Origin of the sequence: Streptomyces orinoci (genome assembly GCF_003121295.1) — a bacterium.
GTDB lineage: Bacteria > Actinomycetota > Actinomycetes > Streptomycetales > Streptomycetaceae > Streptomyces > Streptomyces orinoci.
The window spans coordinates 1,737,253-1,759,048 of sequence record NZ_PHNC01000031.1 but is presented as its reverse complement, the minus strand read 5'-3'; the positions used below and the strand labels follow the sequence as shown (position 1 = coordinate 1,759,048).

18 protein-coding genes and 2 pseudogenes are annotated in these 21,796 nt (G+C 70.6%); 5 read left to right on the top strand and 15 right to left on the bottom strand.

All coding sequences use genetic code 11. From position 1 onward, the window contains the following. A partial coding sequence (locus tag CV755_RS30365) for an FAD-dependent oxidoreductase (RefSeq protein ID WP_153068771.1) occupies positions 1-173 on the bottom strand: 173 nt, incomplete at its 3' end. A gap of 85 nt (positions 174-258) precedes the next feature. Between CV755_RS30365 and CV755_RS30360 the strand changes: the two are divergent. After that, positions 259-884, top strand: a pseudogene (locus CV755_RS30360) (TetR/AcrR family transcriptional regulator). Positions 885-991: 107 nt separating this feature from the next. On the opposite strand, the pseudogene cimA reads toward CV755_RS30360, so the two are convergent. From cimA to CV755_RS30340, 4 genes and pseudogenes are all read right to left on the bottom strand, one after another. Beyond that, a pseudogene (gene cimA, locus CV755_RS30355) lies at positions 992-2,600 on the bottom strand (citramalate synthase). A gap of 282 nt (positions 2,601-2,882) precedes the next feature. Continuing rightward, positions 2,883-4,193, bottom strand: coding sequence for an MFS transporter (locus CV755_RS30350; RefSeq protein ID WP_109283441.1), 1,311 nt, complete (start codon positions 4,191-4,193; stop codon positions 2,883-2,885). Positions 4,194-4,296: 103 nt separating this feature from the next. Further along, positions 4,297-5,406 carry a branched-chain amino acid aminotransferase gene (locus CV755_RS30345; RefSeq protein ID WP_109283440.1) on the bottom strand — a complete coding sequence of 370 codons (1,110 nt, stop codon included), beginning with the start codon at positions 5,404-5,406 and terminating at the stop codon, positions 4,297-4,299. A gap of 149 nt (positions 5,407-5,555) precedes the next feature. After that, positions 5,556-6,596: a 3-isopropylmalate dehydrogenase gene (locus CV755_RS30340; RefSeq protein WP_109283439.1), complete on the bottom strand. Its 1,041-nt coding sequence runs from the start codon at positions 6,594-6,596 to the stop codon at positions 5,556-5,558. 130 nt (positions 6,597-6,726) lie between these two features. Between CV755_RS30340 and CV755_RS30335 the strand changes: the two genes are divergently transcribed. Continuing rightward, the gene (locus CV755_RS30335) at positions 6,727-8,313 is read left to right on the top strand and encodes a purple acid phosphatase family protein (RefSeq protein ID WP_109283438.1); all 1,587 of its coding nucleotides are present in this window, start codon (positions 6,727-6,729) and stop codon (positions 8,311-8,313) included. Positions 8,314-8,386: 73 nt separating this feature from the next. Here CV755_RS30335 and CV755_RS35250 read toward each other — a convergent pair whose 3' ends face one another. The 3 genes from CV755_RS35250 to CV755_RS30325 all read right to left on the bottom strand — a co-directional run bounded on the left by CV755_RS35250 (position 8,387) and on the right by CV755_RS30325 (position 11,439). Beyond that, positions 8,387-8,530, bottom strand: a complete 144-nt coding sequence (locus tag CV755_RS35250; RefSeq protein WP_164503326.1) for a hypothetical protein — start codon at positions 8,528-8,530, stop codon at positions 8,387-8,389. Between the two features lie 315 nt (positions 8,531-8,845). Continuing rightward, positions 8,846-10,477, bottom strand: a complete 1,632-nt coding sequence (pruA, locus tag CV755_RS30330) for an L-glutamate gamma-semialdehyde dehydrogenase (RefSeq protein ID WP_109283437.1) — start codon at positions 10,475-10,477, stop codon at positions 8,846-8,848. Between the two features lie 35 nt (positions 10,478-10,512). Then, positions 10,513-11,439, bottom strand: coding sequence for a proline dehydrogenase family protein (locus CV755_RS30325; protein WP_109283436.1), 927 nt, complete (start codon positions 11,437-11,439; stop codon positions 10,513-10,515). Positions 11,440-11,615: 176 nt separating this feature from the next. On the opposite strand from CV755_RS30325, the gene CV755_RS30320 reads away from it, so the two are divergent. Continuing rightward, positions 11,616-12,833, top strand: a complete 1,218-nt coding sequence (locus CV755_RS30320; protein ID WP_109283435.1) for a PucR family transcriptional regulator — start codon at positions 11,616-11,618, stop codon at positions 12,831-12,833. Positions 12,834-12,877: 44 nt separating this feature from the next. Here CV755_RS30320 and CV755_RS30315 read toward each other — a convergent pair whose 3' ends face one another. The 3 genes from CV755_RS30315 to CV755_RS30305 all read right to left on the bottom strand — a co-directional run bounded on the left by CV755_RS30315 (position 12,878) and on the right by CV755_RS30305 (position 15,459). Then, complete coding sequence (locus CV755_RS30315) at positions 12,878-13,069, bottom strand: ferredoxin (RefSeq protein ID WP_109283434.1); 192 nt, start codon at positions 13,067-13,069, stop codon at positions 12,878-12,880. Between the two features lie 20 nt (positions 13,070-13,089). Further along, the gene (locus tag CV755_RS30310) at positions 13,090-14,310 is read right to left on the bottom strand and encodes a cytochrome P450 (protein ID WP_109283433.1); all 1,221 of its coding nucleotides are present in this window, start codon (positions 14,308-14,310) and stop codon (positions 13,090-13,092) included. Between the two features lie 168 nt (positions 14,311-14,478). Continuing rightward, positions 14,479-15,459 (bottom strand): TetR/AcrR family transcriptional regulator C-terminal domain-containing protein, encoded by a 981-nt coding sequence (locus tag CV755_RS30305; protein ID WP_109283432.1) that lies wholly within the window; start codon positions 15,457-15,459, stop codon positions 14,479-14,481. A 143-nt stretch (positions 15,460-15,602) separates the two neighbouring features. On the opposite strand from CV755_RS30305, the gene CV755_RS30300 reads away from it, so the two are divergent. Continuing rightward, a complete protein-coding gene (locus CV755_RS30300) occupies positions 15,603-17,177 on the top strand; it encodes an MFS transporter (protein WP_422070603.1) in 1,575 nt (524 codons plus the stop codon). A 10-nt stretch (positions 17,178-17,187) separates the two neighbouring features. Here CV755_RS30300 and CV755_RS30295 read toward each other — a convergent pair whose 3' ends face one another. The 3 genes from CV755_RS30295 to CV755_RS30285 all read right to left on the bottom strand — a co-directional run bounded on the left by CV755_RS30295 (position 17,188) and on the right by CV755_RS30285 (position 20,143). Then, complete coding sequence (locus tag CV755_RS30295) at positions 17,188-17,643, bottom strand: MarR family winged helix-turn-helix transcriptional regulator (RefSeq protein WP_109283431.1); 456 nt, start codon at positions 17,641-17,643, stop codon at positions 17,188-17,190. Further along, complete coding sequence (locus CV755_RS30290; protein ID WP_109283430.1) at positions 17,640-19,049, bottom strand: DHA2 family efflux MFS transporter permease subunit; 1,410 nt, start codon at positions 19,047-19,049, stop codon at positions 17,640-17,642. Before CV755_RS30290 ends, CV755_RS30295 begins: the two co-directional genes overlap by 4 nt. A gap of 65 nt (positions 19,050-19,114) precedes the next feature. Next, a complete protein-coding gene (locus CV755_RS30285) occupies positions 19,115-20,143 on the bottom strand; it encodes an aldo/keto reductase (RefSeq protein ID WP_109283429.1) in 1,029 nt (342 codons plus the stop codon). A gap of 213 nt (positions 20,144-20,356) precedes the next feature. On the opposite strand from CV755_RS30285, the gene CV755_RS30280 reads away from it, so the two are divergent. Then, entirely contained in the window at positions 20,357-21,238 is an 882-nt protein-coding gene (locus tag CV755_RS30280) for a helix-turn-helix domain-containing protein (RefSeq protein WP_109283428.1), read from the top strand. 144 nt (positions 21,239-21,382) lie between these two features. Here the strand turns inward: CV755_RS30280 and CV755_RS30275 are convergent, their stop codons facing one another. After that, positions 21,383-21,568, bottom strand: a complete 186-nt coding sequence (locus tag CV755_RS30275) for a hypothetical protein (protein ID WP_109283427.1) — start codon at positions 21,566-21,568, stop codon at positions 21,383-21,385. Positions 21,569-21,796 lie beyond the last annotated feature (228 nt).

Sequence of the window (21,796 nt, the reverse complement as noted above, 5' to 3'; positions counted from 1 at the left end):
AGGTCGGCGAGGATCTCGCGGCTGCGCTGGTTGGGGCCCTTGGCGCGGGAAGTCCGGTGGAACGAGGGCGACTTGTCGATGATGCGCACGGACACTCCGGCCCGGGCGAGCGTGCAGGCGAGGGTGAGGCCGGTGGGTCCGGCGCCCACGATGAGGACGGTGGGGGAAGTCATGGGCCCATAAAAGCGATACCGAGACAGAAACGCAACTCGGTAACGAAAGTATCCGAGTAATGGTGCGGCTGGTAGGCTCCGTGCCATGACCGAGGGACTGCGTGAGCGCAAGAAGCGGCGCACCCGGCAGACGCTGTCGGAGACCGCCATCGCGCTCTTCCTGGAGCACGGCTTCGACCGGGTGTCGGTGGCGGATGTGGCGGCCGCGGCGGRGGTGTCCAAGCCGRSGCTGTTCCGCTACTTCCCAGCAAGGAGGACCTCGCCCTGCACCGCATCGCCGACCACCAGGGCGAGGCGGCCCGGGTGGTGCGCGAACGGCCCGGCCCCTCGCCACTGGCCGCCCTGCGCACCCACTTCCACACCGGGCTCGACGCCCGGGAGCCGGTCACCGGGCTGTGCGACATCCCCCAGGTGATGGCCTACCGGGACCTGCTCTACGGCACCCCCAGCCTGGCGGCCCGGCTGACCGCCTATGCCGCGGTGGACGAGCGCGCCCTGGCCGAGGCCATCCAGCAGACCGCCGGCGCCGATGATCTGACGGCCCGCCTGGCAGCCGCGCAGATCGTCTCGGTGCAGCACCTGCTGGCCCGGGACAACTGGCGGCGGCTGTCCACGGGCCAGGACCCCGCGGAGATGCTGCGCGAGGCCCACCGGGAAGCCGACACCGCCTTCGACCTGCTGGAGAGCGGCCTGTCCCGGCGGCTGGGGTAAGGGGCACCCCGCCAGGGCACGGGCTCCGTTCGCCCTGCGGCTCCGCCGGGTGGGCGCGACCGGACACCCACACCCCGCCCCCCGGGCGCCCGGAAACGCGCCCCGGTTCACTCCAGCGGCYCGMCCCCCGCCCGCCACAGCCCATACGCATAGGCGTCGTCCAGCGCCTGCCAGGACGCGGCGATCACATTCTCGGCGACCCCCACCGTGGACCACTCCCCCTGCTCGTCCCCGGTGGAGACCAGCACCCGGGTGATGGAGCCGGTGCCCCGCGAGCCCTCCAGGATGCGGACCTTGTAGTCGGTCAGCCGCAGCGCGGCCAGCTGGGGGTAGATCCGCTCCAGGGCCGAACGCAGCGCCCGGTCCAGGGCGTTGACCGGACCGTTGCCCTCCGCGGTGGCCACGATCCGCTCCCCCTTGGCCCAGAGCTTGACGGTGGCCTCATTGGCATGGGTGCCATCCGGGCGGTCCTCCACGATCGCCCGCCAGGACTCCACCCGGTAGTAGCGCAGCGCCCGTCCGGCCACCTCCTCGCGCAGCAGCAGCTCGAAGGAGGCATCGGCCGCCTCATAGGTGTAGCCACGTGCCTCCCGTTCCTTGACGCGCTCCACCACCCGGCCGATCAGCTCCCGGTCGCCGCCCAGCTCGATGCCCAGTTCCTTGCCCTTGAGCTCCACCGAGGCCCGGCCGGCCATGTCGGAGACCAGCATCCGCATGGTGTTGCCCACCAGTTCGGGGTCGATGTGCTGGTACAGGTCCGGGTCCACCTTGATCGCGGGAGGCSTGCAGCCCGGCCTTGTGGGCGAAGGCCGAGAGCCCCACATAGGGCTGGTGGGTGGCGGGCGTGAGGTTGACGACCTCGGCGATGGCGTGCGAGATACGGGTCATCTCCGTCAACTTGCCTTCCGGCAGCACCCGTCGGCCGTACTTCAGTTCCAGCGCGGCGACCACCGGGAAGAGGTTGGCGTTGCCGACCCGTTCGCCGTAGCCGTTGGCGGTGCACTGCACATGGGTGGCCCCGGCGTCCACCGCGGCCAGGGTGTTGGCCACCGCGCAGCCGGTGTCGTCCTGGGCGTGGATGCCCAGCCGGGCGCCGGTGTCGGCGAGCACCGTCCGTACCACGGCGCCCACTTGGGCCGGCAGCATGCCGCCGTTGGTGTCGCAGAGCACCACCACCTCGGCGCCCGCGCCGGCCGCGGTGCGCACCACCTGCGCGGCATAGCCGGGGTTGGCCCGGTAGCCGTCGAAGAAGTGCTCACAGTCCACGAACACCCGGCGCCCATGCGCCCTGAGATGGGCCACGGTGTCGCGCACCATGGCCAGGTTCTCCTCCAGCGTGGTGCGCAGCGCCAGTTCCACATGCCGGTCATGGGACTTGGCGACCAGGGTGATCACCGGCGCTCCGGAGGCGAGCAGCGCGGCCACCTGGGGATCGTCCTCGGCCCGTACCCCGGCCCGGCGGGTGGCGCCGAAGGCCACCAGCCGGGCATGGCGGAAGTCGATCTCCCTGGCGGCCCGTTGGAAGAACTCGGTGTCCCTGGGGTTGGCCCCGGGCCAGCCGCCCTCGATATAGCCCACGCCGAAGTCGTCCAGGTGCCGGGCGATGGTCAGTTTGTCGGCGACGGTGAGGTTGATCCCCTCACGCTGGGCGCCGTCACGCAAGGTGGTGTCGAAAACATGGAACGCGTCGTCGGGCCCCTGCGGTGCCTGGGTCATCTGCTGTGACTCCTGTCGGGATCTCGGTCTACCGGAATAACCGGTTCCACCGTCCTCCGGTGACCCCGCGCGCTGGTGTCTCCCCGCCTGGTGGGCCGGGAAACAAGAAGACCTCTCGCGGGTGCGAGAGGTCTGCGCGCGGGTCGTGGGACACGGTGGCCGCGCCGTTACGGGTGGTACGGGGCGGTCACTGCGGACCGGCGCGCCTGCTGCCGGTAATCATGGCCAGCGGGAGCATAAGGGGCATGCTGCCACGAGGGGCCGCCCCGGCGGCGGACCGTCTCACGATGCGGGCACCGCGTCCGGCCGGGCCGGCTCCGTCTCGTCCCGCCCCACCCGCTTGAGGTCGATGTCCCGGGTCTCGCGCATGGTGAGGTAGACCACCAGGGAGACCGCCGCACAACCCGCCACATACCAGTAGTAACCGGACTCCATGCCGCCCTTCTTGAACCACAGCGCCACATACTCGGCCGTCCCGCCGAACAGCGCGGTGGCCAGGGCGTAGGGCAGGGCGACGCCCAGCGCCCGGATCCCGGTGGGGAACAGCTCGGCCTTCACACAGGCGTTGATCGAGGTGTAGCCGGTGACGATCACCAGCCCCAGCAGGGACAGCCCCAGGGCCGGCCAGAAACCGCCCGCGTGCTTCAGCAGCGTCATGATCGGCACGGTGAGGAAGGTGGCGCCCACCGCAAAGGTGATCAGCAGCGGGCGGCGGCCGATCCGGTCCGAGAGCGCGCCTGCCAACGGCTGCAGCGCCGCGAAGACCACCAGGGCGCAGAAGCTCACCAGGCTGGCGGTCGGCTTGGCCATCCCGGCGCTGTTGGACAGGTACTTGGTGAGATAGGTGGTGTAGGTGTAGTACGCCACGGTGCCACCCATGGTCAGGGCCACCACCAGCAGCGCCTCGCGCTTGTGCCGCAACAGGGCCCGGATGGTGCCCCGTTCGTCCGCCGCGGCGCCGCTCTCCTGGTACGCCTCGGTCTCCAGCATGCTGCGCCGCAGATAGAAGATGACGGCCGCGCCGGCCGCGCCCACCACAAAGGGGATCCGCCAACCCCAGTCGGTCAGCTGGGACTTGGTCATTGTGTGCTGGAAGAGGATCTGCAGCCCCAGGCCCAGGATCTGCCCGGCGGTCATGGAGACATACTGGAAGCTGGAGGCGAAACCGCGCCGGCCCGGGGCGGAGGCCTCGGTGAGATAGGTGGCGCTGGCCGCGTACTCCCCGCCCACCGACAGCCCCTGCAGCAGCCGGGCCACCAGCAGCACCGCCACCCCGCCGTAGCCGGCCACCGCATAGGTGGGGGCGAGGGCGATCAGCACCGCCGAGGTGGACATCAGGCTGACGGTCAGCGTGAGCGCCGCCTTGCGGCCCCGCCGGTCCCCGACCCGCCCCAGCAGCCAGCCGCCCACCGGGCGCATAAAGAAGCCGACAGCGAAGATGCCGGCGGTGTTCATCAGATTGGCGGTGTCATTCCCCTTGGGGAAGAAGGAGTTGGCGAAGTAGCTCGCGAAGACCGCGTAGACGAACCAGTCGAACCACTCGACCATATTGCCGGCCGAGCCGATCCAGATCTTCTTCCAGTGCGCGTCCATGCGGATCACCGTCGTGGACGGCGACCCGCACGGCAAGGGGCCGAGCCACAACGATCACGCGTACTTGCGTGCGTTGCGGTCGGTGCGCCCCCTGGGGACGCGGCTAGCGGCCCAGCCGGTGCATCCAGCCGTGGACGTCCTCCGCGGCCCCGGTCTGGATCTCCAGCAGCGCCCTGCGCAGCTTCATGGTGACCTCGCCCGGCTCTCCGTCGGCGACGGTCCAGCCGCCCCGGGCGGACTTCACCGCGCCAACCGGTGTGATCACGGCGGCGGTTCCGCAGGCGAAGACCTCGGTCAGCGAGCCGTCGGCGGCCGCGTTCTTCCAGTCCTCCACCGAGATCCGGCCCTCGGAAACCTCATAGCCCAGGTCGGCGGCGATCCGCAGCAGCGAGGCGCGGGTGATGCCGGGCAGCAGGGTTCCGGTGAGCTCGGGGGTGACGATGCGGTTCCCGTTCACGGAGTGGTCTTTGTACACGAAGTACAGGTTCATACCGCCCATTTCCTCGATCCAGCGGCGCTCCACGGCGTCCAGCCAGACCACCTGGTCGCAGCCGTGCTCCATGGCCTGGGCCTGGGCGACCAGCGAACCGGCGTAGTTTCCGGCGCACTTGGCGGCGCCGGTGCCACCCGGAGCGGCCCGGACGTACTCCTCGGAGAGCCACACCGAGACCGGCTTGACGCCGCCGGGGAAATAGGCCCCGGCCGGGGAGGCGATCACCACGAAGAGGTACTCGCTGGACGGCCGCACGCCCAGCCCCACCTCGGTGGCGATCATAAACGGGCGCAGATAGAGGGAGGCTTCACCGGATTCCGGCACCCAGGCCTCGTCCTGCCTGACCAGCGCGTCACAGGCCGCGAGGAAGGTCTCCACGGGCAGCTCCGGCATGGCCAGGCGGCGGGCGGAGTCCTGGAAACGCCTGGCGTTCTCCTCCGGGCGGAAGGTGGCCACCGAGCCGTCGGGCTGGCGGTACGCCTTGAGCCCTTCGAAGATCGCCTGCCCGTAGTGCAGGGTCATGTTCGCCGGGTCCAGGGACAACGGGGCGTAGGGCACCAGCTCCGCGTCATGCCAGCCCCGGCCCGCGGTCCACTTGATGGTGACCATGTGGTCGGTGAAGTGCCGGCCGAAGCCGGGGTCGGCGAGGACCTCCCGGCGGGCCGCCTCCGGCAGCGGCTGCGAGGTGGGCTTGAGCTCGATGGTGAGCGGCGTCGTCATGGATGCGTGTCCTTACGGCTTCGGTGTGGCGGCGGACCGCTCACTTGCGTTCCCTGGAGACTCCCGGAGACTTCGGGCGTGCCTCGTCGGCGGCCCCGCGTTCGATTATCGCTCCCGGGATACCGCTTGGGAAACACTTGTGCGGGCGCTCAGCGGGCGGCGGCCGCGGCCAGGGCGTCCCCGATCTGCTCGGTGCCGCGTACGGTAGTGCCGCGTCCGGCCAGGTCGGCCGCCACCGCCGCCTCGATCCGCTCCGCCTCGGCCGTCAGCCCCAGGTGGCGCAGGAGCAGCGCCACCGAGAGCACCGTGGCCGTGGGGTCGGCCCGGCCGGTGCCCGCGATGTCCGGCGCCGAGCCGTGCACCGGCTCGAACATGGACGGGAAGGCGCCCTCGGGGTTGATATTGCCGGAGGCGGCGATGCCGATGCCCCCGGAGACCGCGGCGGCCAGATCGGTGAGGATGTCACCGAAGAGGTTGTCGGTGACGATCACATCGAACCGCTCGGGCTGGCTGACCAGGAAGATGGTGGCCGCGTCCACATGCAGATAGTCGGTGGTGACCTCGGGGAACTCCCGGCCCACCCGGTCGAAGACGCTCTTCCACAGCTGCCCGGCGTAGACCAGGACGTTGTTCTTGTGTACCAGGGTGAGCTTCTTGCGGGGCCGGGCCTGGGCCCGGGTGTAGGCGTCGCGGACCACCCGCTCCACACCGTGGGCGGTGTTGACGCTCACCTCGGTGGCCACCTCGGCCGGGGTCCCGGTGCGCAGGGAGCCGCCGTTGCCGGTGTACGGGCCCTCGGTGCCCTCCCGGACCACCACGAAGTCGATCTCCGGCCGGCCGGCCAGCGGCGAGGCTGTGCCGGGGTAGAGCCGGGACGGGCGCAGGTTGACGTAGTGGTCGAAGGCGAAGCGCAGCTTGAGCAGCAGCCCCCGCTCCAGCACCCCGGAGGGCACCGAGGGGTCGCCCACGGCGCCCAGCAGGATGGCGTCGTACTGCCGCAGGGACTCCAGCTCGGCGTCCGGCAGGGTCTCGCCGGTGGCGTGCCAGCGCCGGGCGCCCAGGTCGTACTCCCGGGTCTCCAGCTTGACGTCCGGAGGGAGGACCGCGGTCAGGACCTTGAGTCCCTGGGCCACGACTTCGGGGCCGATGCCGTCACCGGGGATCACTGCGAGGCGAATGCTGCGAGACATAACCGGACCGTACTCTCCCGTCCCGCTGAATGACACGCTCTGTCCATCATTCGGACAGGTCGTCATTCGGTCAGCCTCCGTTCAACTGAAGTACGTGACCCGGTCGCCGTTTCCTGGCACGTTTCGCGGCATGGACACACCACGAGTGGGCATCCCCGACCGGCTCGCCGCCCGGATGACGATGGCCGAGCAACACGAGTACCTGCGTGCCAAGTTCACCCGGCGCGGCATGCTGCGGGCCGGTGCCGTCACCGCCACCGCGGCGGCCGGCTCCGGCCTGCTGGCCGGCAACGGCGCCTGGGCACAGCCGCTTTCCCCCACCTTGATCGGCGCCGCGGCCACCAGCAGAGTGGACGGCTCCCTGGTGGCACCGTTCGGCCGGCATCTGGCCTTCGGCGCCGACCCCAGGAGCCAGATGCGCATTTCCTGGCAGGTGCCCTTCGCGGTCAAAAAGCCCTATGTCCGGGTGGGGTTGAAGCCCTGGGACCTCAGCCACCGTATCGACGCCGAGGTACGGCATCTGCACACCCCCGCGCTCACCAAGAAGCTGCCCAGCGTGGAGCAGTACTACCTGCACGCCGCGCTGGACAACCTCCGCCCCGGGCAGACCTATTACTACGGCGTGGGCCACGCCGGCTTCGACCCCGCCGACCCGCGCCACTTCGGCACCATAGGCACTTTCCGCACGGCGCCCGCCAAGGCCGAGAAGTTCACCTTCACCGCCTTCGGCGACCAGGGCGTCAGCTACCACGCCCTGGCCAACGACCAGTTGATCCTGGGCCAGAACCCGGCCTTCCATCTGCACGCGGGTGACATCTGCTACGCCGACGACGATGGCGCGGGCAAGCCGGACGACGCCTATGACGCCCGCAAGTGGGACAACTTCCTGGCTCAGACCGAGTCGGTGGCCAAGTCGGTGCCCTGGATGATCGCCACCGGCAACCACGATATGGAGGCCTGGTACTCCCCCGACGGCTACGGCGGCCAGCTGGCCCGCTGGACGCTGCCGGACAACGGCTTCGACGCCAAGCACTCGCCGGGCGTCTATTCCTTCACCTATGGCAATGTCGCCGTGGTCTCACTGGACGCCAATGACGTCTCCTACGAGATCACCGCCAACACCGGCTACAGCCATGGCAGGCAGACCGCCTGGCTGGACCGGCGACTGCGTGAGCTGCGTTCCCGCAAGGAGATCGACTTCATTGTGGTCTTCTTCCACCACTGCGCCTTCTCCACCACCAATGGCCATGCCTCCGACGGCGGGGTGCAGGACCTGTGGGTGCCGCTGTTCGAGAAGCACAAGGTGGACCTGGTCATCAACGGCCACAACCACGTCTATGAGCGCACCGACGCCATCAAGGGCCGCCGGGTCAGCCGCAAGGTGCCCATCGGCGCCTCCCTGGACTCCTCCAGGGACGGCATCGTCTATGTCACCGCCGGCGGCGCGGGCAAATCGCTCTACGACTTCCCGGCGCCGGACAGCTATGAGGGCCACGTCAGGGATGTGGAGAGCGTCAGCACCTACCACTGGACCAAGAGCGGTGAGAAGAGCACCGAGAAGGTGGAGTGGTCCCGGGTGCGCTACACCGGCTACTCGTTCCTGGCCGTGGAGGCCGAGCCGGGCCGCCACCCGCGGCTGCGGGTGACGGCGCTGGCGGAGAGCGGGGAGCGGATCGATCACTTCGAGGTGACGCGGAGCGGAGCCTCGAAGGGCTAGCGCTGTGAGGTGACGCGGAGCGGAGCCTCGAAGGGCTAGCGCTGTGAGGTGATGCGCCCCGGGCGGTAGTCGGTCAGTGGCCGGTGGCGCCGCCGTTGTCGCGGCGGTCCAGCGCGCGCTGGAGCGCGTCGGCGGCGTTCACCCGGTCGGCCTGGCGCTGGGCGCGGTCGGTGTGGCGGGCGGCACGGCGGGTCCTGCGGACGGCGGTCTCGGCCATGAGTCGTCTCCTCTTGCTGGGCTCCGTCAAGGGATCGGTGCGAGGTGGAGAAGGGTGGAGAAACAGCCGGAAGAAAGGGGCGGGGGCCCGGGCGCCGCAGGGATCACCTGCGCCGATGCGCCCGGCCGCGACCGCCGGCGCTCGATGGAGCGGGAGGTTCGGCTGCTTCCACGCTAAGCCAGCCGCCCGCCCCTGTCTCTCTTTTTAGTGGGACTTCCTACTATCTGAGACGGCCTCTCCGGGACGGTGCCGGAACGACGCCGCCCCCGGCCGGCTGGGGAACCGGTCGGGGGCGGGGCTCACTGGGGCCGGTGATCAGCCCATGTGCGGGTAGCGGTAGTCGGTCGGCGGGACCAGCGTCTCCTTGATGGAGCGGGTGGAGATCCAGCGCATCAGGTTGGACGCGGCACCGGCCTTGTCATTGGTGCCGGAGGAGCGGCCGCCGCCGAAGGGCTGCTGGCCGACCACGGCGCCGGTCGACTTGTCGTTGATGTAGAAGTTGCCCGCGGCGAACCGCAGCTTGGCCATGGCGTCGGCGGCCGCCGCCCGGTCCCTGGCGATGATGGAACCGGTCAGCGCATAGGCCGAGACCGACTCCATCTGGGCCAGCATGGCGTCGAAGTCGGCGTCCTCGTAGACATGGACGGCCAGGATCGGCCCGAAGTACTCGGTGGTGAACACCTCGTTGGCCGGGTCGGTGCACTCGATGACGGTGGGACGGACGAAGTAGCCCACCGAGTCGTCATAGGTGCCGCCGGCGATGATCTCGCAGGACGGGTCCGCCTTGGCGCGGTCGATGGCCGCCTTGTTCTTGGCGAAGGCCCGCTCGTCGATCACCGCACCGATGAAGTTGGACAGGTCGGTGACATCGCCCATGGTGATGCCGTCAACCTCGGCGCAGAACTCCTCCTTGAAGCCGTTCTCCCAGATGGAACGGGGGATGTAGGCACGGGAGGAGGCCGAGCACTTCTGGCCCTGGAACTCGAAGGAGCCACGGGTCAGCGCGGTCTTGAGCACCGCCGGGTCGGCGCTGGGGTGCGCCACCACAAAGTCCTTGCCGCCGGTCTCGCCGACCAGGCGCGGGTAGGAGCGGTACTTCTCGATGTTGTTGCCGACCGTCTTCCACAGGTACTGGAAGGTCTTGGTCGAGCCGGTGAAGTGGATGCCCGCCAGCTCCGGGTGGTTCAGGGCCACTTCGGAGACCTCGAGGCCGTCACCGGTCACCAGGTTGATGACGCCCTTGGGCAGTCCGGCCTCCTCCAGCAGCTGCATCAGCAGCACCGCGGAGTGGGTCTGGGTCGGGGACGGCTTCCAGACCACCACATTGCCCATCAGGGCCGGGGCAGTGGGCAGGTTGCCCGCGATGGCGGTGAAGTTGAAGGGCGTGATCGCGTAGACGAAGCCCTCCAGCGGGCGGTGGTCGCTGCGGTTCCACACCCCGGCGGAGTTGGCCACCGGCTGCTCGGCCAGGATCTGGCGGGCGAAGTGGACATTGAACCGCCAGAAGTCGACCAGCTCACAGGGGGTGTCGATCTCGGCCTGCTGGGCGGTCTTGGACTGGCCCAGCATGGTGGAGGCGGCCATGGTCTCGCGCCAGGGGCCGGCCAGCAGCTCGGCGGCGCGCAGGATGATCGCGGCGCGGTCGTCGAAGGACATCGCCCGCCAGGCCGGGGCGGCGGCCAGGGCGGCGTCGATGGCGTCCTGGGCGTCCTTCTTGGTGGCGTTGCGGTAGGTGCCCAGCACGGCGCGGTGGTTGTGCGGCTGCACGACCTGGAACTCCTCGCCGCCGCCCATCCGCTTGACGCCGTCGATGGTCATCGGCAGCTCGATGGGGTTGCCGGCCAGCTCCTTGAGCTTGGCCTCAAGGCGGGCACGCTCCGGGGAACCGGGGGCGTAGGTGTGCACCGGCTCGTTGACCGGCACGGGGACCTGGGTCACGGCATCCATTGCCATGTCCTCCTTTATCGGGAATCGGGTCGTTGTCAGCCGCGCGTCACGAGGGACCGCAGGAAGAACGCCAGGTTGGCCGGGCGCTCCGCCAGCCGCCGCATGAAGTAGCCGTACCAGTCGGTGCCGTACGGGATGTACACCCGCATGCGGTGACCCTCGGCGACGAGCCGCTGCTGCTCGGCCTCGCGGATGCCGTACAGCATCTGGAACTCGTACTCATCCAGTTTGCGCCCGTGGCGGCGGCCGAGCTCCTGTGCGATGGCCACCATCCGCGGGTCATGGGAGCCGATCATCGGGTACCCCTCGCCGGCCATCAGGATCTTCAGGCAGCGGACATAGGCCAGATCGACCTCGCGCTTGTCCTGGTAGGCGACCGAGGCCGGCTCCTTGTAGGCGCCCTTGACCAGCCGCACCCGGGAGCCCTCGGTGGCCAGCGCGCGGCAGTCGTCCTCGGTGCGGAACAGATAGGACTGCAGCACCGCGCCGGTCTGCGGGAAGCGCTTGCGCAGCTCGGCCAGGATGGCCAGCGTGGAGTCCACCGTGGTGTGGTCCTCCATGTCCAGGGTCACCGTGGTGCCGGCCTCGGCGGCGGCCTCCACGACCGGGGTGACATTGGCCAGCGCCAGGTCGTGCCCGCCGGGCAGCGCCTGGCCGAAGGCGGAGAGCTTCACCGACATCTCGGCGCGCTCGCCCAGGCCCTCGCCCTTCAGCGCCTCGGCCAGCTTGAGGTAGGCATCGCGGGTGCGCAGCGCCTCGGCGGCATCGGTGATGTCCTCGCCGAGGTGGTCCAGGGTGACCTCCAGGCCGCGCTCATTGAGCGAGCGCACGGCGGCCATGGACTCGTCCAGGACTTCGCCGGCGACGAACCGGTCCACCACCGGCCGGGTGACCGGCGCGGCCGAAACGATACGGCGGATGGCATCGCTGCGCGAAGCGGCGAGCAGCACGGGACCCAGCACTGGGCACCTCCACGATGACGGCCGCTCCGCGGGGAGACGGCATACGTAACTCATCGTGAAACCTAGGATTCGTCCCTCCTTCCAGCCATCGACAGCTGTCACGCATCCGTGGCCGGGATCTCAGACATCTGTATGACAATGGTCCGCGCGGGATGGCGGAAGGGAGATGAGCGCGTATGCGAGGTGAGTACCAGCAGCTCGTGGACGAGATCTCGGCGACGCTCGGCGCCCCCGCCACGCTGGAGGACCGGGACTTCGGGCTGATCGCCTTCGGGGCGCACGGGGGCGAGGACGACCTGGAGCTGACGATGGATCCGGTGCGCACCCGGTCGATCCTCCAGCGGCGGTCCACGGCGGCGGTCCGGGCCTGGTTCGAGGCCTTCGGCATCGCCCGCGCCCATGCCCCGCTGCGCATTCCGCCGGATCCGGCGGCCGGGGTGTTCAAGGGCCGGATCTGTCTGCCGGTGCGGCACCGGGGCGTGGTGTACGGCTATGTCTGGCTGCTGGACGACGAGCAGCTGGCGGGACTGGAGCTGGGGCCGCCGGATACCGATCCCCGGGTGACCCAGGCCATGGAGACGGCCGCCCGGATCGGCGCCCTGCTGGCGGCGGAGGCCCGGGCCGGCGCGGAACTGGGCGAGCTGCTGCGCGACCTGCTGACCGCGCGCCCCGCGGCGCGCGAGACGGCGCGCGACGCGTTGCGCGAGGCGCTCGGCAGCGCGGCCGAGGGGCCGCTGGCGCTGGTCGCGGTGGCGCCCTGGCAGCTGGAGGACTCCGAGGAGCAGCAGGGCACGGAGGGGCCGGCCGCGCTGGCGGCCCGCTCCGGGGTGGCCGCGCTGTGCGCGGTGCCGGACTGTCTGCCCGGCGGCGGGGCGGCGCTGGCCGCCCTGGTGCGGCTGCGTGCCCTGGGGGCGCCGGCGGCGGCCCGGGCGGCGGCCGACCGGCTGCTGCACTCGCCCCGGGCCACGGCCGGGCCGGGGCTGGCGGCGGCCGGGATCGGCGGCCCCCGGCGGGGTCTGGCGGAACTGCCCCAGGCCTGGGCCGAGGCGCTGGCCGCCGCCCGGGCGGCGGGCGCGGAGCGGCAGCTGGGCCCGGTGGCCGAGTGGTCGGCCATCGGCCCGTACCGGGTGCTGACCTCACTGGCCGCCGAGCGGGCCGCCGACCCGGTGGTACGGCCGCTGCTGGCCCCGGCCCACACCGAACTGGCCCGCACCGCCGAGGTCTACCTCGACTGTGCGGGCCAGGCGGGCCGGGCGGCGGCGGCCCTGGGCATTCACCGGCAGACCCTCTACTACCGCCTGTCCCGGGTGGAACAGCTCACCGGTCTCGATCTGGACAACGGCGAGGACCGGCTGCTGCTCCATATGACCCTCAAGGCGGCCCGGCTGGGCTAGCGCCCCGTGCGGGGCGCGGGGCCGGCTGGGACGCGACCCGGCGCCTACCCTTCCGCCACGGAGATCGCCTGCACCGGACAGGCGCGTACCGCCTCGTTGACCATGGGGTCGTCCGCGCCGTCCTTGCCGGGGATGACGGTGCCGAAACCGTCGTCGTCCGTGGTGAAGACGCCGGGCGCGGTAAGCGCGCACTGGCCGGAACCGATGCAGAGGCCGGAATCGATGTGCACAGACATGGTGGTGCTCCGTTCTGTGGTCACCAGGTGACCGGGAGGGCGAAGAGTCCTTGGATGCTGCCGCCGGGCTTGGCGGGCACCTCATCGGGGGCAACGGCCAGGCGGAGCGTGGGGATACGGGCGAAGAGCGTGGCGAGGGCTATTTCGAGCTCCACTCGGGCGAGGTTCTGGCCAAGGCATTGGTGGATGCCATAGCCGAAGGCCACATGGTGCCGGGCCGAGCGACGCAGATCCAGGGTGTCCGGGTCCTGGTACGCGGCCGGGTCCCGGTTGATCACCGAGGTGCCGATCAGCACTCCCTCGCCGGCCCGGATGGTCTCGCCGCCCACCTCCACATCCTCGGTGGCCACCCGCACCATGCCGTCGGCGATGGACAGATAGCGCAGCAACTCCTCGACCGCCCCCGGGACCAGCTGCGGCTCGGCGCGCAACATGGCCAGCTGGTCCGGGTGTTGGAGGAGGGTGAAGGTCCCCAGGGAGATCATGTTGGCGGTGGTCTCATGGCCGGCAACCAGCAGGATCAGCGCCAGCATGACCAGTTCCTCGCGGTCCAGGTGGCCATCGGCGAGCCGCTCGGCGATCAGGTCGTCCAGCAGTCCCTCCCCCGGCTCGGCCCGCTTGGCGTCCACCAGCCGCTGGAGGTAGGCCTTGACGTCCTCCCGGGCGAGGCGGATCTCCTCCAGGGAATCGGCGTTGAGCATGACCCGGGAGCGGGACTCGAAGAACTCGTGGTCCGCATAGGGCACTCCGAGCAGCTCGCAGATGACCATGGAGGGCACCGGCAGGGCGAACTCGGGCACCAGGTCGGCCCGGTTCCCGCCCGCCAGCATCCGGTCGATCAGGGTGTCCACGATCTGCTGGATGCGCGGGCGCATGGCGGCGATCTGCTTGAGGCCGAAGCGCGGGATCAGCATCCGGCGCTGGCGGTTGTGCTCGGGGTCGTCCACCCCGAGCAGTGGCAGGTCAACGGTGCGCTGGTCCCCGAAACGGGCCATCACCACCGGGAACTCCGGGCGGTGGCGGTCGGAGGACAGCCGTGGGTCGGCCAGCAGCGCACGGGCCTCGGCATGCCCGCTGACAAACCACACCTGGCTGCCGTCCCAGAGCGTCACCCGGGTCAGGGGGCGACCGGTGGCGGGACGCGGATAGGCGGCGGGCGGGTGGTAGGGACAGCCGCGGTCCTGCGGCCACTGGGGCGCCGGATGGGTAACGGAAGCAGGAGAGGCGACGGTTTCGGTCATGGCGACCTCCCGGGAAACGGACTGGTGTCCTAAGGCAACCGTAGAACGAAGGATGCCCCTTCCGTCCAGTACGCCCCATCAAAACCGGCCAACCAACCCGGCTCAGCCGGGAGTTCACCGCCGGCCCGGGTGGAGCGGCCCGGCGGAGAAGCAGCCGGCCGCCCGGTGTCAATGGGAGCCGCCACCCCGCCGGCAACCCTCGGCGACCAGTGGCTCCAGGCCGTCCAGCAGCCGGGCCAGCACAAACTCAAACATCGTGTCGGAGCTGAAGAAGTCCCCCTCCTCCTCGACGACCCGGCCGTACATCGGGAAGCCCCCGCCGGCGAGCAGGGCACCGAACTCCGCCATCCGGCCCGTCATCCACTCGTCATTGGTCATCCCGGTGTCCTGACGGGCCAGCGCCTCGTCCTCCAGGTCCATCGCCGCCGCCCGCACCGAACCCGCCACCGCGACGGCGATATGCAGCAAGGTGACGGCATCCAGGCCGAGTTCGACCAGCGGGGCCATCGACCACTCCATATGGGCCATGGCATGCGGGGACATCGGCGGCCGGGTGAAGGACATCGCCTTGGCCAGCCAGGGATGCTCGCGATGCAGCGCCCACTGGCGGCGGGCTCCCGCCTCCAGACGGGTCCGCCAGTGCGCGGGCGCGGGCACCGGAAGCGGGCCGGCGGCGAAGACGGCGTCCATCATCAGCTCCACCAGCTCGCCCTTGCCCGGCACATGCCGGTACAAGGCCATGGTGGAGACGCCGAGTTCGGCGGCGACGGCCCGCAGGGACAGTGCCGCCGAACCCTGCCGGTCGGCGATGGCGACCGCCGTGGCCACGATGCGCTCCCGCATGGCGGCGGATTCCTCGGACCGGGACCGGCCCCGGCCGCTCCGCACGGCCGGCCGCGGCCGGGGCGGCGGCGCCACCCGGGGGGCCACCACCGTGCCGACGCCGGGCACGGCCCGCACCAGCCCCTCCTGCCGCAGCACCGCCAGCGCCTTGGTGGCGGTGGCCATGGCCACTCCCCACTCCCGGGTGATCCCCCGGGTGGAAGGGATCTTCTCGCCCTCCGCCAGCTCGCCGGAGGTGATCCGCTCACGCAGTTCGGCGGCTATCCGAAGGTAGGGCGGCTCGGCGGACTGTCCTAGTGCACTCATGCCCGGATCGTAGCGCCGCCACCTGGGGTGCACTAGTACGTGAACTGCCTTTCCGGCCGCCTGAGTTGTTGTCCCCGGCCGGTGTGCCTAGCGTGCGCAGCAGCCGACGTACGGCGTACACATCTCATTTCAGGGGGAATCGCGTGACCGCACAACGGGCCGGGCGGCGGGAGTGGACGGCACTGGTGGTCCTGCTGCTGCCACTGCTGCTGGTCTCCATGGACGTCTCGGTGCTCTACTTCGCCGTTCCCTTCATCAGCCGCGATCTGCACCCGACTGCCGCCCAACAGCTGTGGATCTTCGACATCTATGGCTTCGTCCTGTCCGGGCTGCTGCTCACCATGGGCGCGCTCGGTGACCGCATCGGCCGCCGCAGACTGCTGCTGCTGGGCGCCGCCGCCTTCGGCACCGCCTCGGCCGCGGCGGCCTATGCGCACAACGCCGAAACCCTGATCGCGCTACGGGCGTTGCTGGGCGTGGGCGGCGCCACCCTGATGCCCTCCACCCTGGCCCTGGTGCGCAACCTCTTCCCCGATGAACGGCAGCGCGGCACCGCGGTGGCCGTCTGGTCCGGGACGCTGACCGGGGGTGTGGCCCTGGGGCCGGTGCTCAGCGGATTCCTGCTGAACCACTTCTGGTGGGGCTCGGTCTTCCTGGTCAACCTGCCCGCCATGGCCCTGCTGCTGATCCTGGCCCCCTTGCTGGTACCGGAGTTCAAGGACTCCTCCCCCGGCCATCGCTTCGACCTGCTCGGCTCCGCACTCTCGCTGGCCGCCACGCTGCCCACGGTCTATGGCATCAAGCGCATCGCCGCCGACGGCTTCACCGCTCCGCCCACCCTGGCGATCGTGGCGGGACTCGCCTTCGGGGCCGCCTTCGTCCAGCGGCAGCGGACGGCCGAACATCCGATGGTCAACCCCGCGCTGTTCCACCGCCGGGGCTTCGGGCCCGCCATCGCACTGAACGCGGCGGCCATGTTCGCCCTTGCCGGCTTCAGCGTCTTCTCCACCCAGTATCTGCAACTGGTGCTGGGCAAGAGCGCCTTGGAAGCCGCCTTGTGGAGCCTGGCTCCCTCGGCCCTGGTCGGCTGCGCCGCCCCCGTCGCAACCGCCCTGTCCCAGCGCGGAGTCGACCGGGCGTACATCGTGGGCGGCGCCTTCGCCCTGGCGGCGCTCGGCTATGCGACGGCCCTCGGCGTGACCGCCGGCTCCGGCATCTGGCTCGTCCTGCTCGCCTGTGGGGTGGTCGCCGCCGGCATCGTGATGGTCATGACGCAGAACACCGACCTGGCCCTGAGCACGGTGCCGCCGCAGGGTGCCGGTGCGGCCTCGGCGCTGCTGGAGACCGGGCAGGAGTTCGGTGCCGCGCTGGGCACCGCGGTGCTGGGTTCGCTGGGTGCGGCGGTCTACCGCCGGGAGGTGACGGACTCGGCGCCGGCCGCCCTGCCGGACGGGGCGCTGCACTCCGTCCGCCAGACGCTGGGCAACGCCCTGACGGTCGCCGACCGCCTGCCCAGCCAGGCGCGCCCCGCGCTGGTCCATGCCGCACGCACCGCCTTTGTCCAGGGCATGCATGCCGCGGCGATCGGCGCCCTCGCGGTGATGCTGCTCGCCTCGGGCTTCGTCCTCACCCGCCTGCGCGGCCTGGCCTCCGCGCCGTCCCCGGCCATCCCGGCCGAGGAACCGGCAATCATGCCGGAGACCGCCGGGGTGCGGTGACCGGGCGTCCTCACCCCCCGGCGGCGCGTGCGGGCATGGCCGCCGAACCCTCCACCAGCCGGGCCGAGATCCGCTCCAGTGCCGCCAACTCCTCCTCGGCGAGGGCCAGCAGAGCGGGCGGCGGGGCGCCCAGGATGTCCTCGGCCCGCTGGGCGGCCGCCCGGCCCGCCTCGGTGACCGTCACTATCTTGGAGCGGCGGTCGGCCGGGTTGGCGGTGCGCTGGACCAGCCCGCGCTTGGCGAGATCATCGACGACCAGGGTGGTGTACGGGCGGTCGGTGGTGAGCTCATCGGCCAGCGCGCAGAGGGTTATCGGCCCCTTGGCGATCCGGCGCAGCGCCTTGATCCGGAAGAAGCTCATCCCCAGCGCCTCCACGACCTCCTTGCGCCGCTCATTGCTGCCCAGGACCAGCTCCCGGAGGTTGCTCCAGGCCCTGAGCGCCGCTTCGTGCTGGGTGGTGGTCATGTCGTCACCGGGATCCTGGTCTGGTCGGAAGCGAGGCGGGCCGCCGCCCGCTCGGCGGTCCCGGTGGCCCAGCGGCCGGTGGTGATGGTACCCAGGGCCAGTACCGCCAGCCCACAGCCGGTGATGATCCACCAGGCGGTGACGGTCGCCCCGGCGGCCACCGCCGCACCGATCACCGCAACGCCCATGGAGGTGCCCACCTGCCGGCTGGTGGAGGCCACCGCGGCCGCCACTCCGGCCCGGTCCCGGGGCATCCCGGATATGGCCGTATTGGTGATGGGCGCGTTCACCAGGCCGAAGCCGATACCGAAGAGGACATAGCCGGTGAAGAGCAGCGGGTCGGAGGTCTCGGCGTCAAAGGCGGCGAACAGCGCTCCGCTCGCCGTCAGGGCCACCCCGGCCAGCACCAGCGGCAGCCGGGGGCCGCGCGAGCCCACCAGCCGTCCGGAGACCGGGGCGAAGACCAGGCACATGGCCGCCATGGGCAGCAGGTGCAGCCCGGCCTCCAGCGCCGACATCCTCCGGTTCTCCTGGAGATAGAGCATATTGAGGAAGAGGAAACCGGCCAGGGCCGCGAAGGCGCACACGGCCAGGGCGGTGGCACCGGCGAAGGGGGCGCTGCGGAACAGCCGCGGCTCTATCAGGGGTTCCACTCGGCGGTTCTCATAGGCGACCAGCCCCAGCAGGGCGCAGAGCCCGAGCACAAAGCACCCGATGATCTGCGCCGAGGCCCAGCCGGCGGCCCGGCCCTCGATGATTCCGTAGATCACCGAGCCCAGCATCACAATCATCAGCGACTGCCCCACCGGGTCCACCCGGCGCGGCTTGGGAGCCCGGGATTCCGGCACATAGCGGGCGGTGAGCACCAGGGAGGCCAGCCCCACCGGCACATTGATCCAGAAGATCGAGCGCCAGCCGACGGTCTGGACCAGGGCTCCGCCCACGATGGGGCCGGCGGCCATGCTGATGCCCACCACTCCACCCCATATGCCTATCGCCCGGGCGCGCTCCTTGGGGTCGGTGAAGGTGTTGGTGATGATCGACATGGCCACCGGGTTGAGCATGCACCCGCCTACCGCCTGCACCATCCGGAAGGCGATCAGCCAGTTGAGGCCGGGGGCCAGGCTGCAGAGCGCGGAGCCGATGGTGAACAGGGTGAGCCCGGTCTGGAAGACCCGGCGGCGGCCTATCCGGTCGGCCGTTGATCCGGCCAGCATCAGCAGCGAGGCCAGCACCACCACATAGGCGTCGATGGTCCATTGGAGCCCGGAGACCGAGGCGTGCAGATCCGTCCGCAGCGAGGGCAGAGCGACATTGAGGATGGTGTTGTCAAGGCTGACGATCAGCAGGGCCGAGCAACAGATGCCCAGCACCAGCAGCCGGCGTTGACGGGAGAGTTCGGGCATGCGGCGGCCTCCGTTGGTTGGATAACTCCAATCATTTAAATCGTACAACTATCTGTGGTGGCAAATTATTTCCGGCGCCGGAGCGAGGCATCCAGCAGATGCGGCGGGGTGTAGTCGGCATCCGAGGGGTTGAGGTCGGTACCCGGCGGCACCAGTTCATCGATGCGGTCCAATACCGCGTCATCCAGGGTGACTTCGGCGGCGGCAAGGAGATCATCGAGCTGCTCCACGGTGCGCGGGCCGATGATGGCGCTGCTCACCGCCCGGTGGCTGAGCACAAAGGCCAGGGCCAGGTGGGTCAAGGACAGCCCCGCCTCCTCGGCGAGCTTGACCAGCTCCTCCACGACCTCGAACTTCCGGACGTTCCCCGGCAGTTGCTGGTCGAACTTGTGGGAGATCCAGGAACGCCGGAAGTCGTTCAGCTCCATCTCCCGGGTCTTGCGGTACTTCCCGGTGAGCCAGCCGCTGGCCAGCGGGCTCCAGGTCAGCACTCCCATGCCATAGCGCTCGGCGGTGGGCAGCACCGAACGCTCGATGCCCCGCACAAAGATCGAGTAGGGCGGCTGCTCGGTGTGGAAGGGGACATGGCCGCGCCGCTCGGCCGTCCAGCGGGCCTCGACCAGCTGCTCGGCGGCGAAGTCCGAGGAGCCGATGGCCATCACCTTGCCCTCGCGCACCAGATCGGAGAGCACGGAGAGGGTCTCATCGATATCGGTGGCCGGATCCGGCCGGTGGATCTGGTAGAGGTCGATGTAGTCGGTGCCCAGGCGGCGCAGGCTGTCCTCCACTGCCTTCCTGATCCAACGGCGCGAATTCCCCCGGCGGTTGGGGTCGTCGCCCATGGGGAAGTGCACCTTGGTCGCCAGGATGACCTCATCCCGGCGGCCCTTGAGGGCCTTGCCGACGATCACCTCGGACTCGCCCTCCGAGTACATATCGGCGGTGTCGATGAAGTTCACCCCGCCGTCCAGGGCGGTGTGCACCAGGCGCACGGCTTCGTCGTGGTCGGGGTTGCCCCACTTCCCCAGCATCATGGTGCCGAGGGCGATGCGGCTGACGGTGATGCCGGTGCGGCCGAGGGTGGTGGTGTGCATTGCTTTCTTCTCCGTCCAGCTTGATGGCCTGGCTTGATGGCCGGGCTTGATGGCCTGGCTTACGGCTTGGGCCCGGAGGCTGCGTTCGCGGCCTCGCACACCACTCTCCGTCCGGGGCCACAGGGCTGCCAGGCACGCTTGTTCCGGGGGAACGGCGTTCCTGGTACCAGCAACACCAGGCACGGTCGGCATGCCCGGCGGATACTGAGGGGCATGTCTGAACTCGGGGAATTCCTGCGCACTCGACGGGCCGCGATCCGGCCCGAGGACTATGGGCTGCTGTCCGGTCCGGCGGCCCGCCGCCGGGTGCCGGGGCTGCGCCGGGAGGAGCTGGCGCTGCTGGCCGGGATCAGCATCGACTACTACGTACGGCTTGAGCAGGGCCGTACCCGCAATGTCTCGGACGAGGTGCTGGAGGCCGTTGCGGACGCCCTGCAGTTGTCCCCGGATGAGCGGGTCTATCTGCGCAACCTCGCCCGCCCGGCGCCCCGTAAGCGGCATACGCCTCGTCCGCAGCGGGTGCGGCCGGGGCTGCGCCGGCTGCTGGAGTGCGCCCATGACATCCCGGCCCTGGTGCTGGGCCGGCGGATGGACGTCCTGGCCTGGAACCCGCTGGCCAGGCTGGTGGTGGCCGACTTCGACCGGCTGCCCCCGAAGGACCGCAACATCGCCAGGCTGGTCTTCCTCCACGACGGACCGGATCGCTATCCGGATTTCGAGGCGGTGGCCAAGGAGGTGGTCGGCGTCCTGCGCTCCTATGCCGGGCGCCACCCGGACGACCCCGCCATGGCCACGCTGATCGGTGAACTCTCCCTGAGCAGTGTGGAATTCACCAGGCTCTGGTCGGGGTTCACCATCCGGGAGAAGGCCCATGGCTCCAAAGTGATCCGTCACCCGGCGGTGGGTGAACTCACCCTGGATTACGAGACGCTCCGGCTTCCCGACGATCCCGAGCAGCTGCTCGTGACCTACACCGCGGCCGCGGGCTCCGCCTCGGAGACCTCGCTGCGGCTGCTGGCGGGGCTGGGAGCCGCCACCACGGCCATGGCCGGTGATCATGCGGCCGTGCGGCGCAGCGAGGAGATATCCCGGTGAACCGGGCCCGGTTCTTCGCCGGCGCCGGCTGACAGGACGAGCGTTGGAGATCGCCGGGCCGGAGGGTGTTCGCCCTGCCCGTCATGCCTTCGGCGGCGAGCCCGGCGGTACGGGCTGCTGGAGTTCGTCCGGCGGGACTTCGGCTCACCGCTGCCCGCGGGTCCCCGGTGCCGGGTGGACGGCCCGCGCCGGGTCAATGCGGCGCGGCCGTGCCGCCCGCGAGCAGGCGGCACGGCCGGTGACGACCACGGCCCAGGCTGCGCTGCGGGCGGCCTTCGAGCAGTCGAAGACGTCGAAGAGGTCGAAGACGGAGAACCGGGCCGTGGCCAAGCGACGGCGGGCGCTGCCGGCGGACCGTGGCGAGAGCCCGCGCCGACTGGCGGATGAGCTGGTTCGGGGGCTCCAGCCCCCCGGGCCGACACCCGGGTACGGGCGACGGCGAACCGAACCCGGCACCGGGACGGCGCTGAGCCACGTCTGGTGTCGGGTGCCGGTTTGGCCGGTGCAGCGCCAAGGACCGTTCCACACCCGGCAATTGCCCGTCCCCCCACACACGAG